Raw genomic sequence first — 13,967 nt, forward strand, 5'->3', positions numbered from 1 at the left:
ACAGACTAATTAAGACTCTAATTGCATGGTATCGAAAAAATAAAAAAATAGCAAACGGCTGGAAAATACCAAAATGCCTGCATTTTCATTTTAAGTAAAAACAAGACAAGTAGTAAGTAAAAACAAACCTTACTCCTTGCCTAATTCTAGTAATCCTAAAGAGAGTAGCAATTCATTACCGATAGTCTTATACCTTGAGCTTTTGCACCAATAAAATCAAGAAATAAGGTGCACCACAAATGGCAATCATTACGCCTGCAGGTAATTCACCACCAGTTAAAAGTAATCTGCCTAAGGTATCAGCGGCTAAAACAATTACAGAACCAATCAATAAAGTTAATGGAAAACGTTGTTGCGCTCGCCCTTTTACTAATGTCTTCGCAATATGAGGTGCCAAAAGTCCAACAAAAGCTAAGTTTCCGCAAAATGCTACGCAACTTGCTGCTATCGCCGCCCCTAAAAATAAAAAACGAAGGCGAACGCTGCGAACTTTTACACCTATGCTGAAAGCCTGCTCATCGTTTAACTGCAATAAGTCTAAATAAGGCAACTGTCTGAATGTGACCCCAAGTAAAAGGATAAGCCAGCTGAGTAAAATAAAAACATAACTCCAGTTTGTCCCCCATAACGATCCCGCAAGCCAATTTGTTACAAAACGATAGCGATCTGGTGCCACTTTAATCGTGCCCAATAAAGTCAAAGCGCCAAAACCAGCGTTCACAGCAATCCCTGCCAATAATAATTTATCCAAAGTTAAAAACGGGCCTTTTTGATAGGCAATCCCATATACTGCAAAGACCGCAATCAAACCACCTGCTAATGCTAATAGCGGCAGCAAAAAGCCACTCCCTTGAGCAAAAAAGCCAAGATAAATCAGTACAAAAAAACCGGCACCACTATTAATTCCCAGTAAAGATGCATCTGCTAAATCGTTACGGGTCACACCTTGCAATAAATATCCCGCTGCGCCCAGGCCAGCACCACCTAAAACAGCTAAAATAGTTCGCGGTAGCCGCAACTCAAAAACTGTTAATTGCAATGCATTACTAGCCTTTCCTCTGATCAATAATAAAATATCATTCAAAGTTAAAATTTGACGTCCAAGTATAACGCTCAGCCAAAGTAAAATAAGGAGTAAACCAAGGACAATGCCATACACATATTTTTTTTTCACGCTCGACTCCTCCAAATCTTTAGGAGTAAAAATGGAACCCCGACAATTGTAATCAAAAGTCCCAAAGGTGTTTCAAATGGCGGATTTAAAAGGCGGGCCAATAAATCCGCTAGCACTACAAACAGCCCCCCGCCAACCAAAACTAATGGCAATAAACGGCGATAATTATCTCCTGTAAAATAGCGCAAGACATGAGGGACCATCAGTCCGATAAAACTGATGGGGCCAACAAGTGCCACCGCAATTCCAGCCAAAATAACGACAAATAGTAAAGTAAAAAAACGAATACGCCACGGTTTTTTTCCTAAAGCTAATGCATTGTCATCCCCTAAAAGTAATAAATTAATGCCCCCGGCAAGAAACAAAATGCCTGTTACTGCAATTAAGTAAAGCAGCCAAACTTGTTTTAATTGCTCCCAAGTAATATTGGCGACTCCACCAACAAACCAAAAGGCAATATCTTGTTGCAAATCAAACAAAAGCGACAATGCCTGACTAAGTGCGGTAAAAAGACTGCTAATCGCCACCCCGGCCAACACAAGACGCGTTGGTGTCAAGGTGGTAACAGAACGGCGGCTGACCAAAAAAATTAAAAAGGCGGCTAAAAAAGCACCCGCAAAAGAAAACCAAATTGTTTGATTAATTGAAGCCTTGGGCCACAAAATAAAAACAAGCGCCAAGCCTAACGAAGCACCGCTGTTAATTCCTAATAAACCAGCATCAGCTAGTGGATTTCTAGTCACCCCTTGCATAACTGCTCCACTTAAAGCAAATGCACTTCCCACAAAAAAAGCACCGATAATGCGAGGTAAACGTAAATTCACGATTATTTGTTGGGCTTGATTGTTTTTATCAAAGTGAAAAAAAGCACTTATAATTTCACGAATAGAAATATCAGCAGCTCCATTTGTTAATGATAAAAATAGAACTAAAAAAGCCGCGATTATTAAAAATCCCCAGGCCAAAACAAAACGACTAATCTTCATCTTCTGTCTCCTGCAATTCATAATTCATTAAAAGCGGTTTTTCCGTTTTGATATCTACTGTTAATTCCGCCTTAATGGCAAATAATTGCGCCAAAATTTCAGTGGTCATGACGTTTTGTGGTGTCCCATTAGCTATAATTTGACCTTGTTTTAAACCAATTAGGATATCAGAAAAACGGGAAGCCAAATTTAAATCGTGGATAGACATGACAATCGTTTTTTGATACTTTTGATTGATTTTTTGAAGTAGTTGTAAAATTTCCAACTGATGAGCTGGATCTAAAAAAGTTGTTGGTTCATCCAAAATCAAAATATCTGTATCTTGTGCTAATGCCATTGCCAACCAAACACGTTGCCGCTGTCCACCCGAGAGAGCTTGTAATGAACGTTGGGCTAGATTTTCAAGGCCGGTTGCAGAAAGTGCCCAATTAATTGCCTCTTGATCTTTTTGATCCAATTGTCGCAGTCCCTTTTGATAGGGAAAACGTCCGTAAGAAACTAATTCTCTAACTGTCAACTCAAGATTTTGTTCCGTGTTTTGTGCAAGTAAGGCGATCTGCTGTGCCACTTCTTTTGTCGGTAACGTTTTGATACTGACACCATTTAGATTTACTACCCCTTTTTGTGGCTGCATAATTCGCGCCAATGTTTTTAATAGTGTCGACTTGCCACTGCCATTTGGTCCAATTAAACCAATTATTTTTCCTACTGGTAATTGGAGCGACAACGATTCAATAATAATTTGTTTTTGATAACCAACAGTTATCCCTTTTGCTTCCAAGGTAGTCATTGTAATTCTCTACTTTCATTGATAATGATTATCAATTATCGCTTTAATTTTTCAATTCGTCAATAGTAGGAAAATTGATTTCATCGCATTTGTCTTAAAAATAAAATTGACAAAAAAGAGAAATATGCTAGTATCTTTAATTGATAATCATTCTCATTTAAAGAAATAAATACCAGAATTTGCTTTACAAGAAAGGAAGTCATTCATGAAGAAGTATCAAAAAATTACCACCGGTTTAGTATTATTAGCTAGTCTTTTATTATTTGCAGGTTGTGGGACGGAAAATAAAGAGTCCACTCAAAAAGAAAGTCGGACACTGACCGATCAATTGGATCATAAAGTTGAAATTCCCAATAATCCCAAGCGAATTATTGGCAGTTATTTAGAAGATTACCTAGTAGCATTAGGAGAAAAACCAGTTGCCCAATGGACTGTTGGGGGTGGATCTCGTCAAGATTATTTGCGTAAGGATCTAAAAGATGTTCCTTTAATTAATTATGACTTACCTTATGAAGATGTTTTATCCTATGAACCGGATTTATTATTAATTGAATCAAACGGTTTAGTCGAAGGGGGAAAATACGATAAATACGCCAAAATTGCTCCAACCTATGTTGTTAAAAATGGCGAAAAAGTTACTTGGCAAGCTAAATTAACTGACGTTGCCAATGTCTTGAACAAACAAAAAGAAGGCAAAAAAATCATTACGGACTATGAAAAATTAGTAGCTGAAACTAAAAAAGATTATGCCAAAAAAATAGAAGGTAAATCTGTCGCTGTTTTGTGGGTAACCAATAACTCTGCTTTTATGGTTGCTGACACACGTTCCAGCGGTGATCTGTTGTATCAACAATTAGGCTTCAAGGTCCCGAATCTAACCAAAGAAATCAGCGAAAAGGCAACTTCAGATTGGTCGGCGGTTTCACTAGAAAAATTAGCCCAAATTGATTGTGACTATTTAATTCTTGTTAATAGTGACAAAAAAGCGGCAATGTTCAAAGATCCTTTATGGCAAAATATTCCCGCAGTAAAAAATGGGAATTTATGGGAATTTGGCCCTGAAAAAAGCTGGTTGTATAATGGCCCCATCGCGTATCAAAAGATGATTGAAGATGTCAAAGCAAAACTAAAATAAATAAAAATGGCACCTGCTATAGCTGTTGTATCGCCTAAAAAATTAGCTTTTTACGCTAATTTTTGGAAAATTACTACAGTAGCAGATGCCATTTTTTATGCTTTTATGTTATCACAAAAATCAAAAAGCACTTTTCCGTTTTTGCCTGATTGCTCAAAGTCTGCAATTGCTTGTTTGAATTGTATCAATGAATAAAATGCTGAAGGTCGTGGTAAATGCCAAAGTCCACTTTTCAAGTAATAAAAAATTTCTGTAAAAGTCTGCTGCCATTTGGCATTTGTGATACGGTCTAGCCAATGACGCAAATGAAAAATTTCTACCGAAATATCCAACTGAGTAGTCAAAAACTGCCAATCAACCTGCTCTCCTGACAACAATCCTATTGTACGAAACTTTCCTCCTGCTGTTACACACTCAGCCAAAATATTGCCTTGTTGACCACCAATAGAGTCCACTGCAGCCTGAACCCCTTTTTTATTGGTTATTTTTGTGACGGTATCTTTTATATCCTCTTTAGCTGAATTCACAACAAAAAACAGGCCAAGTTTTTCTAGCTCTTTTCGCGCCTTCTCATTTCGTACTACGCAAATCAATTTAAATCCTAGTATTTTTGCAAGTTGGATAAATGATTTACCGATTGAAGAATTTGCAGCGTTGATGATTAAGAAATCATCTTTTTTTAACTTAAATTCCTCCACACACAACACCCAGGCCGTAACCGGATTGATATAAGCCTGACTGGCAGTGATGGAATCAATTTCTTCAGGAACCACGATTGCATAATCCGCCTGTGTCACTACAAATTTCTGCCAAGTTCCCTCTCCTCGTAAAGGTAAGACTCGTTTATTTAACAAGTGCTTATCTGACTCATTGTGCACACGTCGGACAAGTCCCACACCTTCATAGCCAATAAGGCTGGGTAAAGGGGTTCGGTGGGCATAGGCACCAGTTATTGGGATTAGATCAGATGGATTGATTGGTGCATACAACATCTCAACTAAAATTTTCCCCTCATTCAAACTTGTAAGCTGCTTATCTTTCATTTGAATAACTCTAGCTGGTTGACCAAATGAATCAAAATAAAGTTGTTGATTATTCATAAATCCTTTTTTCCGCCTTTGTCTGTAATTTTACTAGTTCTAACGAAGTGAAGCCTCTTTTTTATTTCAGATAGGTGTGAAGACATTCATCTATTCTAACCTCCTGTTTACGGCTAAAAGGTAATCGAGAAGTAGCTTTTGTCTCAAATTTTCACCTATAAAAAGACAGTTTAAAAAGCTGCTATTTTACTTCATTAAAAAATAGACTCCCTTAAGAATAACATGTTACTACCTAACATTTTTGTTCGTTGAACTGAATTTAATAGGTTTGCTCATCAAAAACGACTATACTAAAGAAAACATTTATAAAAACGAGGTGTGTCTAATTGAAACTTTATCATAATTTTGTTGCCAATCTTAAATTAAGACGCTATGTTGTGTTGTTGAGCATCATTTTTTTACTTTATTTTGCCCGTAGTCTTATGACACCAATCTTATTAACCTTTATTTTCACCTATTTGGCTATTCATTTTGTACAATTGGTCCAACGCTTGATCAAAATTAAACCCATTTTTATCGTGGTTGCCTTATATGGTGGAACACTATTACTTTTGTATATTGCCTTAACCAACTATATCCCAATCTTATTTCACCAAACTTGGCACATGGTCGATACGGTCATAGACTTCTACGACAACCAACCGACTAATTCCAATCAATTCCTCGACTGGATTTTACAATACGTCCAACGGAGTGAATTTCTTGACCAATTAAAAGGCGGCGCCAGCTTTATCATTGGGTACCTCCACGATTTTGGCAAACTCGCTGTTTCGCTAGCTTTATCTTTTTTACTGAGCTTCTTTTTTACCGTTGAATTAAAGAAAGTAAAAGATTTCTCAAAATTATTTTTTACTAGTGATTTTGGCTGGTTTTTTCAAGATATATTTTACTTTGCCCAAAAATTTATTAACACTTTTGGCGTCGTTTTAGAAGCACAATTTTTTATTGCTATCGTAAACACCGTTATTACAGTTATCGGCTTAGCCATTATGGGATTTCATCAACTACCAAGTTTGGGCTTAATGGTCTTCTTATTTAGTCTCATCCCTGTTGCTGGAGCCATTATTTCAAGTATTCCGCTGTCATTTATTGCCTATTCACAAGGGGGAATGTGGGACTTAATTTTTATCTTATTCATGATTCTTGGCATCCATATTCTAGAAGCCTATGTCTTAAATCCCAAATTTATGTCAAGCCGTACAGAATTACCCATCTTTTACACCTTTGTGATTCTCTTAGTGGCAGAGCGCCTTTTTGGAATTTGGGGCTTGATTGTTGGCATCCCAATTTTTACTTTCTTCTTAGATGTTATGAAAGTCAAAAAAATTCCGCATTCAGAAACTTGAGTACAATAATTAAACTCTAAGAAAGATTTCCCCTCTTATAGCGCAATAGTAAAACTTTTAACACGTTAGAAAACACTTTGGTCCATTATTTTTCAACAACACACCTTCAGCCTTTTTCTAACCTGTACTTTTATGAAATCTGATAGATTTTAACAAAAATCGGAAGAAAAAATAACTAAAAGTAGATTTCATCTGTTACTTAACTGTTGGTCTTTAAAAAATTAAGTTGGTTAATACAAGTCTTTCACTAATATTTAGTCTAAAGAAAGTGTTTTATTAAAACGATTGGCTTTTGACTAAGGTATAATATTAAAAAGGAGCTGACAAGCCTATGCGTGATATCATTGTTATAGTAGGCACTTTTGCAATAATTGGTTTTGCTGCTTGGGGAAGTGTCATGGAAGGTAAATGGTTGAAAGAAAAAATAAACAAGAAAAATCATAAGCAATAGCTTTGATTTCCGCTAAAAAAAGAAACCCTCTAAAACACTGGTCTTAAAGGGTTTCTGAAACGATTATTTAGTTTCGCGGTGTAAAGTAACTTTTCTTTCGCGTGGGCAATATTTATTTTTTTCCAAGCGGTCAGGGTTGTTACGTTTGTTTTTGCTTGTCAAATAGTTGCGTTCTTTGCAAGAAGTGCATTCTAATGTGATGTTTACGCGCATGTTTTTCCCTCCCATATCCTCATTCGTACTCTAAGATTTCTCTCAGACTTGAATATGATAGCATGTTTTTTCTCTGAATGCTAGTCTTTTAAGTGATTTTTGTTAAGTAGTTTTACTTGACGATAAAGAGTGGTAGATGATGACAATAAAATCACTTGTATTTTTCAATATGGCGATCTTACGATTGAAAAATACAGATGGTTATGATAAAAGTCTCCCACAAAATTAAAATTTTTGTGGGAGACTTTGTATTCTTTTTTTATTCGAAAAATTCACCGTAGACATCATCTACTGTTTGTTCTGGGTTAATTACGATATAAAGGCTCTTTGTCTCTTCGCTTACTTTAGTTGTTTGGTAAACATTATCCAAACCTTCTGTATCTTTGTCTTTATATGGGAAGTAGACCATATCTGGTTTGCCGGCTTTAAATAAAATTTCCATCCGTTCGATATCTTGATATTTCAAAGCACGGGCAAACATCCCCAATTCTAAACCACCCAAGTTAATATCATGGGTTGCAACATGATCACCTTCTGGATAAATTTCAATTTTAAAGCCCGCACATGGATGAATTTCAACAAATTCACTGCCATTAATTCGACCAAAACTTGTGGTAATTTGTTTAATCCACAAATCGCCAATAAAGCGACGGTTAATCGTCCAAGTTTCTCCATTACGGAAATAAAATTTCAAAGCTGTCATTTCTCTAGCCATTTGACTTCCTCCTCAGATTGTCAACAACCTTTGTGATTGATAACACAACAATTGTGACTTTAACAATTTGTTTCACTCCACTCATTAGTTTAGCACAACTTTAAAATGCAGGATAAGAAAATGCTTACAGCTGATTCAAAAAGTCAGCGGTTTTCACTTCGACGCGTTGATGTTTCCCTTTTGCAATCACAACATTTCCTTCATAACACTGAAACAAAAAGAGCGTTTTGCCTGACTGACTTAATTCAATATCCACTTCAACTGTTATTGTTGCACCAATTTTAGAAGGCTTTAGATGCACCAGCTCAAACTTTACACCAACCGTTGTCTTAGTGCTGTCTAGTTTTTCTTGCAAGTATTCAAAACAAGTATTTTCTACCATTTGTACAACAGCTGGCGTAGCTAACACCGCCAAGCCACCTGAACCCATTTTTTCTGCTGTTAAATCTTTGGTGACTGTGAATTGTTTTTGTCTCATTACTTCTCACCTGCTTGTAGTATTTCTTGTGCTGTCTTTAACAAAATTTTAGCATCATTTTCCAAGACTTGTGTTACTACTTGATATTCCAATTGACTTAAGATTTCTTTTAACCATTTACCAGGCTTTCGATCAAAAGTTTGTAATAAGTCGTTACCGTTAACTGCTAAGTCCCGTAATTGTTTAATCGGCAATTTTTCATATTGCATTTCTATTTTTTTTAAATCAGCAGTCAAGTTGTAAAATGGTGCCAAAGCTTCTACTGTCAAACTATTTTCTAAACCTAATTGATAAATTTCCCAATTTGTTAATGGTTTTTCCTGCCGTATTTTCAATCCCCAATGAAGTGCTTGGACATTTTGAATTAACTCATTTGACGCCTTCCATTGTTTTAAAAATGGACGAATTAATGTTTGCCCCATCCCCATTTGCTCAATGAGCACTGTCCACGCTTGTTCTTTTGAGGAGAAAGTCAAAGGTTTCATGTCGGCAAAGCGCAATAAAGCCTCGCCGTAATGCCGCAACCCTGGACAATACAAATAACATTCTGTTTCCACGAGAAATGAAATTGCTTGATTGCGAAATTCACCTAACAAAAGTTTACTAAACTCAACATAAATGCGTTCAACTGAAATCTTGTCGAGTAGTGCATGGTTTTCCAAAATTGCATCAAAAGTTTCAACCTCAAAAGCAAAACCTAGTTGGCTGACAAAACGCAAGCCTCTCATCATGCGTAGCGCATCTTCATGAAAGCGTTCATGAGGATCTCCTACTGCCTTTAAGACATGTTCTTCTAAATCCATTAAACCATCAAATAAATCAATGATCTCGCCATCATCTTTTAACGCAAAGGCATTAATCGTGAAATCCCGACGTTTTAAATCCTCTGTTAAAGACCGGACGAACTCCACTTGATCCGGACGTCTAAAATCCTGATACGTCGACTCTGTCCGAAAAGTCGTCACTTCATATTGTTCATCTTGCTGCAAAACTAAAACCGTGCCATGCTCGATGCCGATATCAATTGTGCGGGGGAAAATCTCTTTAATCTCTGCCGGAAATGCACTAGTAGCGATGTCAACATCATGAATTTTATGTCCCAACAAAATATCTCTCACACTACCGCCTACAAAGTAAGCTTCAAAACCAGCTGCCTCAATTTGATTGGTTACCGGTAAAGCACGTTGGAATTCTTCAGGTAATTTAGCTAATCGCATTTTCATCCTCCAGGGCACGCTTGCCGTCTTTTCTTTCAAAGCGGTAATAATCCCGCTGATTAAATTTCGCCATATTTTGATCAAAAACTTCTGTTAAATCAATTTCTAAAGAATTCGCCATTAATAATAAGACAAAAAATACATCCCCTAGTTCTTCAGCAACTGTATTTGGGGCTTCTTCTGCCTTTTTTTGTTTTTCACCGTAGTAATGATTTACCTCTCTTGCTAATTCTCCCACTTCTTCTGTCATACGCGCAAGTTGGGCTAGCGGAGAAAAATATCCTACTTTAAATTGGTCGATATAATCATCTACTTCATGTTGCATCTGTTGCAATGTTTTTTTAGTCATGTGATCACTCCTGTCATTATCTTATCAAAATAATTCTGCAATTCAAAGTATGCGCCAATTGTCAGTGTCATTTTTTCGTGCTACATTTGAGAAGGCAGAAAACAGGCGTTATCTTCCTTAGTTTCTAATTGATAAAAAAAGAAGGTGAGACCATGAATACAAACAAATATACTCCTTTATTAAAAGATCTAATTTTAATTCTGATTGGCACCTGTATTTATGCATTTGGTTTAATTTATATCAACATCCCAAACAGCCTCGCTGAAGGGGGCGTAACTGGGATTACCTTGATTTTACGGGCATTATTTGGCATTAACCCAGCCTATAGTACCTTTGTTTTAAATATCCCAATTATTATTTTAGGCGGTAAAATTTTAGGAAAACGTTCTTTTTACTACACTATTTTTGGCACCACCAGCTTGTCTGTATGGCTTTTTATTTGGCAGAAAGTTCCTTTGGCGATTAACTTGGAACATGATTTGCTTATTTCAGCTTTACTAGCCGGTATTATCGCCGGTTTTGGTAGCGGGATCGTTTACCGTGTCGGCGGTACCACCGGTGGTAGTGATGTTATCGCCCGCATTTTAGAAAAAAAACAAGGGATTTCAGTCGGTCGCTCTTTATTTTTCTTTGATATTTTAATTTTATTGGCTTCCTTAACTTATATTGATTTAAAAAGAATGATGTATACGTTAATTTTCTCTTATGTCTTTGCCAACATCGTAGATACCATTTTAGACGGCGGCTATTCAGCCAAAGGCATTCTCGTTATTTCCAATGAGACAAAACAAATGGCACCTGTCTTAATGGAAATAACCGGACGGGGTACGAGCTTTTTAAAAGGCGAGGGCGCCTATTCTGGTACAGATAAAAATATTTTGTACATGGTGGTTACTTCCAGAGAAGTTATGGAAGTAAAACGCATTATTGCTGAATTTGATGAACAAGCTTTTATTTCCGTTATCAACGTCCATGAAGTGGCAGGTGAAGGCTTCACTTACAAACGCCCCAAAAATAACTTTTTTAAAAAGGTCAAAAATCATAGTTAACCGCTCATAAAAAAGGCGGTAAAATCTTATCCTAAAATACTTAGGAATAAAATTTTACCGCCATTTTAATCAACTGTTTTTTGTCCTTTATATTGCTCTAACTCTTTGTTCACAGCTTCTGATAAACGTAAAAATGTCTCTTCATCACCTTTTTCTAACGCTGCATCAATTTCTTGGTACAATTGCTTAATCCGTGCCGTTTGCTCTTCTTCAAAGAGGAATTGATCAATACTGTCAATTACATCAGGATCGATGTTTTCATTCCACTTCATGAAAGGATTATCCTCTAAAATCGACAAATAGCCAGGATTATCCCACGCATTGTCAAAGAGGCATTCAATATATAACGCATCTTTCCAATTCAAACGAATTTCATGAAAAATTTGGTCGCTGTCGTCAAAAACTTTTCCTGAAATAAACAATTTGATAGGATCACCTTGGACTGTTAAATCACGAATCTGTAACCCCCGACTGGTCGTATCTGCATTTTCAACAAAATGAACATTGTTTAAAATTGCTTCATGATTTGCTAAGTAATTTAAAATCCAACAAACTTCCCGACGGCTAAAAGAGGCATGGGTAACAAACCAATTGAGAAAATTTTTCTTTTCTTTGACGTCGATAAACATCGTCCTCACCTTCTTTTCTTTATGATAAAGCCTCCAAAATCGACTGTACTTCTAAATCACCAGGCTCATGAGCCAGATAGTGTTCCAATAATTCTTTTGCGGCTTGAATCTGACCTTCTTCTCGTAAGAAAATCCCATATTCTTTCATAAATTCTGGTTCGTGATGCAATTCAATATTAGCTTTTTCGTAATGAATCGCTGCTTGGCTAAAGTCTTCTAATTGATTATAGGCCTGAGCCAAATTCCACTGGGCATAGGCGTCATCGGGATTTTCCATTTGGTCAATCGTCGTAATAACCGCTTCGTATTCTTCTTGTTTTAAGTATAGATTACTCAACATAAATAGTGTTTGGTCTAATTTATCACCGGTTTCCAATGCTTTTTGCAAATATTCTTCAGCTTTTTTATCATCGTGAAGTCGGTAAACATTCTCAGAGGCAAATTGATAAAAATCAACATTAAAAGGATTTTCTTTAATCCCCGCTTCAATTACTTCTTGGGCTTCTTCTAACTGCTCTTCATCTTGCATTGCTTCTGCTAAATACAAATACAAGGATTGATATTGTGGGTTTAAACTGCGTAATTGCTCAAGATATTGAATAACTTGTTCATTTTCTTTTAATTGACGGTACACAAAAGCAATTTGAAAAAGGCGATCATCGGTTACTTGCGTTTCGAGTGCGCGACGCAAATGAAGTACAGCCTCTTCAAATTGGCCCTCCATGCTTAACGCCGTGCCTAAGCGTTCCTCTAATAAGATATCTGCCATTTCTGTTATATTGGAATTTAATAAAATTTGGTAAATCGTCGCAGCCTCACCAAAACGCTCGGTTGTGAAAAATAACTCCGCTAAAGCAAATTGAATTAAAGGTTCGTCTGGCAAAATTTTTGCAGCTTCAGTCAATTTTGCTTCACTAACTTCTGGAATACCAATCATTTGATAAAGATCCGCAGCTAATAGTAGTGCTTGTACATAATAATCACTATTTTTGGGAACTTTTTCAATGAAATTCAACGCTTGGTCACTATTATCATTTTCAATGGCTACTTCAGCTAAGCCTAAATATAATTCTTCATTATTAGGATATTTCTCCAATAAATGTAAAAAGTCTGTTCCGATTCTTCTAAAAAACCAATCTGTAACAAATATTGTGCCAATTCGTGTAATTGACTATCATCATCTTTAGCTAACGCTTGATTAAATGCTAAATTAGCACTCACCAAATCTTCATTTTCTAAGGCTTCTAGCATTTGTTCACTATATGATTTTTCCATTAACTTTCACGAATCTCCTTTATGATAGCTTGATATTTTTCAATTGCTTGTTGCAATGATTGAACGGTAACCTTTGTTTTCTTACCAACTTTGCCGATTTTTGCTAACACGAAAATTGGTGCCTCTTTTTGCGCTTGAGCTAAAACTTGCAACTGGTAATCGGTTAAAGAAATCTGTTTTGGTAAATAAATAGGATAGCCTAGTCGTTGAAACCAAATTAAAAAATTTTTCAAATTAAAGTGCAGTTTGTCATTGGCATCGCTCCAGAATAAATGGAATAAAATTCCAAATAAACGTTTCATATTAGAAGATAGCAAATGCCCATTTTCGGTTTGGTAAAAAGCCGCTTCAAATAACTGCCCGAAGGTTTCAATTTCAGCTGATTCAGCATAATAATCAATCAACTCTGTTATTAATGCAGCAAAAGAACGGCGATATACTAGTTGTTGATTAGGAAAATTCTGATATAAATTTTGCAAGAAATCGTAGTCACAAACTAGACCTATTCGTATGAAAACTAGTAGATCAACTAATTTTCCCTCTGTTTGTGCTTCTGTCAAAGTTTGATCAAAATATACTGCCTGTGGCAAATTTTTAACCTGCAGTAACACTTGGCTGTTTTGTTTCATTACGGCTTGTTCTGTGATTAAGGCTTTGGCTAAAGAACGAACCGAAACCGGGAGACACCAGTAATGCCCGGGCAAAACCGTGGTCTGTGCTAAAAAGCCAGTTAACTGCATAACACCTTCATTTCCATAACCACAAAATAGATAATTGCGATTTGACGGAAATCGTTCTAAAAAGTGGAGTAAATTCATTAGTTCTTCTAAATTATTACAATATGTTTGATTGCGACAAACATACCAGTCAATGTCATAGGCATTTTTGAAAAGCTGACTAACTTTTTCAAAAGAACGATCATAATATTTCTGATTTGTTAAAATAATCACGTGTAAATTATCGCTAGCAGCAGGATTGATACTTTTATTTAATGTTTCGCCATAAAATATCTGTGTGGTTAATTGGTCTTTTTGATAGCTCTTCTCCATAAGCTCCTCCT

General features: G+C 36.2%; 14 protein-coding genes and 1 pseudogene. 3 read left to right on the forward strand and 12 right to left on the reverse strand.

The window, feature by feature from the left end; all coding sequences use genetic code 11:
• Window positions 1-187: 187 nt before the first annotated feature.
• Genes P3T75_RS07980 through P3T75_RS07990 form a run of 3 tightly spaced genes read right to left on the reverse strand, consistent with a single transcriptional unit; the run spans window position 188 to window position 2,950 of the window.
• Window positions 188-1,174, reverse strand: coding sequence for a FecCD family ABC transporter permease (locus P3T75_RS07980; RefSeq protein ID WP_282461285.1), 987 nt, complete (start codon window positions 1,172-1,174; stop codon window positions 188-190).
• The gene (locus P3T75_RS07985) at window positions 1,171-2,160 is read right to left on the reverse strand and encodes a FecCD family ABC transporter permease (protein WP_282461286.1); all 990 of its coding nucleotides are present in this window, start codon (window positions 2,158-2,160) and stop codon (window positions 1,171-1,173) included. The genes P3T75_RS07980 and P3T75_RS07985 overlap by 4 nt, the downstream gene beginning before the upstream one ends.
• Window positions 2,150-2,950: an ABC transporter ATP-binding protein gene (locus P3T75_RS07990; protein ID WP_282461287.1), complete on the reverse strand. Its 801-nt coding sequence runs from the start codon at window positions 2,948-2,950 to the stop codon at window positions 2,150-2,152. The genes P3T75_RS07985 and P3T75_RS07990 overlap by 11 nt, the downstream gene beginning before the upstream one ends.
• Window positions 2,951-3,155: 205 nt before the next feature.
• Between P3T75_RS07990 and P3T75_RS07995 the strand changes: the two genes are divergently transcribed.
• Complete coding sequence (locus P3T75_RS07995; RefSeq protein ID WP_230708577.1) at window positions 3,156-4,085, forward strand: ABC transporter substrate-binding protein; 930 nt, start codon at window positions 3,156-3,158, stop codon at window positions 4,083-4,085.
• A gap of 95 nt (window positions 4,086-4,180) precedes the next feature.
• Here P3T75_RS07995 and P3T75_RS08000 read toward each other — a convergent pair whose 3' ends face one another.
• On the reverse strand, window positions 4,181-5,185 hold the full coding sequence (locus tag P3T75_RS08000; protein WP_282461288.1) for a zinc-dependent alcohol dehydrogenase family protein: 1,005 nt from the start codon (window positions 5,183-5,185) through the stop codon (window positions 4,181-4,183).
• 326 nt (window positions 5,186-5,511) lie between these two features.
• Here P3T75_RS08000 and P3T75_RS08005 point away from each other — a divergent pair, with 326 nt between their 5' ends.
• Complete coding sequence (locus P3T75_RS08005; protein WP_282461289.1) at window positions 5,512-6,531, forward strand: AI-2E family transporter; 1,020 nt, start codon at window positions 5,512-5,514, stop codon at window positions 6,529-6,531.
• A 514-nt stretch (window positions 6,532-7,045) separates the two neighbouring features.
• Here P3T75_RS08005 and rpmG read toward each other — a convergent pair.
• From rpmG to P3T75_RS08030, 5 genes are all read right to left on the reverse strand, one after another.
• Complete coding sequence (gene rpmG, locus P3T75_RS08010) at window positions 7,046-7,195, reverse strand: 50S ribosomal protein L33 (protein WP_016172256.1); 150 nt, start codon at window positions 7,193-7,195, stop codon at window positions 7,046-7,048.
• Window positions 7,196-7,454: 259 nt separating this feature from the next.
• Window positions 7,455-7,910, reverse strand: a complete 456-nt coding sequence (locus P3T75_RS08015) for a hypothetical protein (protein WP_206905669.1) — start codon at window positions 7,908-7,910, stop codon at window positions 7,455-7,457.
• Between the two features lie 124 nt (window positions 7,911-8,034).
• The gene (locus P3T75_RS08020) at window positions 8,035-8,388 is read right to left on the reverse strand and encodes a thioesterase family protein (protein WP_206905667.1); all 354 of its coding nucleotides are present in this window, start codon (window positions 8,386-8,388) and stop codon (window positions 8,035-8,037) included.
• The gene (locus P3T75_RS08025; protein WP_282461290.1) at window positions 8,388-9,605 is read right to left on the reverse strand and encodes a CCA tRNA nucleotidyltransferase; all 1,218 of its coding nucleotides are present in this window, start codon (window positions 9,603-9,605) and stop codon (window positions 8,388-8,390) included. Before P3T75_RS08025 ends, P3T75_RS08020 begins: the two co-directional genes overlap by 1 nt.
• Window positions 9,592-9,954, reverse strand: coding sequence for a nucleotide pyrophosphohydrolase (locus P3T75_RS08030; RefSeq protein WP_282461291.1), 363 nt, complete (start codon window positions 9,952-9,954; stop codon window positions 9,592-9,594). Before P3T75_RS08030 ends, P3T75_RS08025 begins: the two co-directional genes overlap by 14 nt.
• Before the next feature lie 152 nt (window positions 9,955-10,106).
• On the opposite strand from P3T75_RS08030, the gene P3T75_RS08035 reads away from it, so the two are divergent.
• On the forward strand, window positions 10,107-11,003 hold the full coding sequence (locus P3T75_RS08035; RefSeq protein ID WP_206905663.1) for a YitT family protein: 897 nt from the start codon (window positions 10,107-10,109) through the stop codon (window positions 11,001-11,003).
• A 65-nt stretch (window positions 11,004-11,068) separates the two neighbouring features.
• On the opposite strand, the gene P3T75_RS08040 is transcribed toward P3T75_RS08035, so the two are convergent.
• The 3 genes and pseudogenes from P3T75_RS08040 to P3T75_RS08050 form a co-directional block, all read right to left on the reverse strand.
• Window positions 11,069-11,632: a ReoY family proteolytic degradation factor gene (locus P3T75_RS08040; RefSeq protein ID WP_206905662.1), complete on the reverse strand. Its 564-nt coding sequence runs from the start codon at window positions 11,630-11,632 to the stop codon at window positions 11,069-11,071.
• A gap of 19 nt (window positions 11,633-11,651) precedes the next feature.
• Window positions 11,652-12,907 (reverse strand): annotated as a pseudogene (locus P3T75_RS08045) (tetratricopeptide repeat protein).
• The gene (locus tag P3T75_RS08050) at window positions 12,907-13,956 is read right to left on the reverse strand and encodes a hypothetical protein (protein ID WP_282461292.1); all 1,050 of its coding nucleotides are present in this window, start codon (window positions 13,954-13,956) and stop codon (window positions 12,907-12,909) included. Before P3T75_RS08050 ends, P3T75_RS08045 begins: the two are co-directional and overlap by 1 nt.
• Window positions 13,957-13,967 lie beyond the last annotated feature (11 nt).

The sequence above is a fragment of the Enterococcus montenegrensis genome (assembly GCF_029983095.1).
GTDB classification, from domain to species: Bacteria; Bacillota; Bacilli; order Lactobacillales; family Enterococcaceae; genus Enterococcus_C; species Enterococcus_C montenegrensis.

Coding starts and splice junctions, on each gene's coding strand:
- P3T75_RS07985 (WP_282461286.1), bottom strand. CDS start 2,160: ATGAAGATTAGTCGTTTTGTTTTGGCCTGGGGATTTTTAATAATCGCG.
- P3T75_RS07995 (WP_230708577.1), top strand. CDS start 3,156: ATGAAGAAGTATCAAAAAATTACCACCGGTTTAGTATTATTAGCTAGT.
- rpmG (WP_016172256.1), bottom strand. CDS start 7,195: ATGCGCGTAAACATCACATTAGAATGCACTTCTTGCAAAGAACGCAAC.
- P3T75_RS08025 (WP_282461290.1), bottom strand. CDS start 9,605: ATGCGATTAGCTAAATTACCTGAAGAATTCCAACGTGCTTTACCGGTA.
- P3T75_RS08030 (WP_282461291.1), bottom strand. CDS start 9,954: ATGACTAAAAAAACATTGCAACAGATGCAACATGAAGTAGATGATTAT.
- P3T75_RS08050 (WP_282461292.1), bottom strand. CDS start 13,956: ATGGAGAAGAGCTATCAAAAAGACCAATTAACCACACAGATATTTTAT.
- P3T75_RS07990 (WP_282461287.1), bottom strand. CDS start 2,950: ATGACTACCTTGGAAGCAAAAGGGATAACTGTTGGTTATCAAAAACAA.
- P3T75_RS08015 (WP_206905669.1), bottom strand. CDS start 7,910: ATGGCTAGAGAAATGACAGCTTTGAAATTTTATTTCCGTAATGGAGAA.
- P3T75_RS08040 (WP_206905662.1), bottom strand. CDS start 11,632: ATGTTTATCGACGTCAAAGAAAAGAAAAATTTTCTCAATTGGTTTGTT.
- P3T75_RS08020 (WP_206905667.1), bottom strand. CDS start 8,388: ATGAGACAAAAACAATTCACAGTCACCAAAGATTTAACAGCAGAAAAA.
- P3T75_RS08035 (WP_206905663.1), top strand. CDS start 10,107: ATGAATACAAACAAATATACTCCTTTATTAAAAGATCTAATTTTAATT.
- P3T75_RS08000 (WP_282461288.1), bottom strand. CDS start 5,185: ATGAATAATCAACAACTTTATTTTGATTCATTTGGTCAACCAGCTAGA.